This is a genomic window from Niastella populi, assembly GCF_002078015.1.
GTDB classification, from domain to species: domain Bacteria; phylum Bacteroidota; class Bacteroidia; order Chitinophagales; family Chitinophagaceae; genus Niastella; species Niastella populi.
This window is the reverse complement of the sequence record NZ_LWBP01000091.1, coordinates 1-1,640: the sequence shown is the minus strand read 5'-3', so window position 1 is coordinate 1,640 and position 1,640 is coordinate 1. Positions and strand designations below refer to the sequence as shown.

General features: G+C 52.6%; 1 protein-coding gene. It reads right to left on the bottom strand.

What is annotated here, in order from left to right; all coding sequences use genetic code 11:
- A partial coding sequence (locus tag A4R26_RS09980) for a SpoIID/LytB domain-containing protein (protein ID WP_207625723.1) occupies positions 1 to 1,480 on the bottom strand: 1,480 nt, incomplete at its 3' end.
- Between the last annotated feature and the right edge of the window lie 160 nt (positions 1,481 to 1,640).

Below are 1,640 nucleotides of genomic sequence, written 5' to 3'. Positions count from 1 at the left end.
GACCGCTTGCATTGGTTGTGGCGGTGCTGGTGGTGCCATTGGGTTGGGTAATGGAAACCGATGCACTGGCAATGGCCAGCCCGGTATTTTGATCTTTAACGGCGAAAGACATAACGGTAAGCGCCGGTGAAGGCGGCAGTTGTATATAAACGCTGCCGGGATTATAGTAATGGTTCAGGATCCACGTATAGGTTTTATCGCTTGCCCAGCGGCTCGATCCCCACTGGCACATGCCGCGGCCATGGCCGTTCTTTGCATAACCGGTGCAGCGTGCATCTGAGATGCAGGGCCAGCCATTGGAGGTACCGGTGCCGCTATAACCATTACCGCAACCGGAATTGTTATTTTCTGCAGAATATTCCGATCTGAAAATAGCGCCATTCTTTACCAGCACAATTCCGGCAGTAGCTTTGGCGGCATTTACGCTGGCGGTGTAGATATCGGCCTCCCATGCCTGGTTACAGGTGGTGGCGGCGATATCGTAATTGCTTTTTACCGGATGTAAAACATACCAGGCGCCATAGGTTCTATAGGCAACCGCCCCGGCCTGTAAGGAAGCTGCGCCCCAACTGGCGATCCACTCATCGTCGAGACCGCTTTGTGCATACGCTTCGAGGCTCATTACATTGACGACACTGCACGAAGTGCACGAACAACTGGTGCCCACCCTGATGCTTGACGGCACGGTGGCTGCCAGCACCGCTTCCATTCTTGCCTGCGGGGTTGATACCGGCGCATAACGTTGTTGTTCATCTGCTGCGGTTCTGTCGAACATCCCGTGCACCTGCTTTTCTGTTTTTCCTGCAGGCTGCCCGTTTTGTACGCGGGCCCCATTGCCCCGTGTTAGCCCCACCTTCATGGTATATACGTCGGCCATGAGGTAAACGTTTTGCAGGGTGTAAGATGCATACCCGCTTTTGCTGAAGGTAATGGCGGCAGAGGCAGGCGCACTGGTGGGGGTAATGTCCCCGGGTGCAGATGCTACCTTCAGCGAGAAAAATCCCTGGCTGTCGGTTATGGCGGTAACGTCGCCGCAGTTGACCTGCACGCCGGAAAGCGCACTGTTCTCTGTTTCATCTCTTACATACCCGCTTATTACCGTTTTACCGGCGGAGGGTGCAATTCCCTGCATACGGGCATTGTCATTTGCCGGTTCCAGGTTTATGCTCGCCTCTATGGTTGTTACTTCACCTGAAGAAAAATAGGTGGTCAATTGTTTATATCCATTGGCCGCTATGGCGAAATCATATTTTCCATTTACCGCTGTGAATGTTAGTTTGCCATTGGCTGCCGCTGCCAATGCGGTGCTGCGGCCATTGGGCGCTGATACCTGCACAACGGCGCCGGGAATGGCAAACCCCGTATGCTGGTCTTTTACGATGAACGTAATATTGGTAGCGCCGGCCGGTTGCTGCGCCCATGCGCCGGGGTACAACAACAACCCAAGCACGGCCATCAGGATCATTCGTGTTTTAATCATAGTATAAAGTTTTTGTTAAGGCTGGTAGCAAGTGGTTAGTGGCTGGTGGGAAACCGCTGTAATTGACGACTCCTGCAAATTATCAGGTGCTAATTAATAAAGGCCCCACCCGCCACTCACTACTTACCACTCGCTATTTCACTATTAATAATTTTTTGCT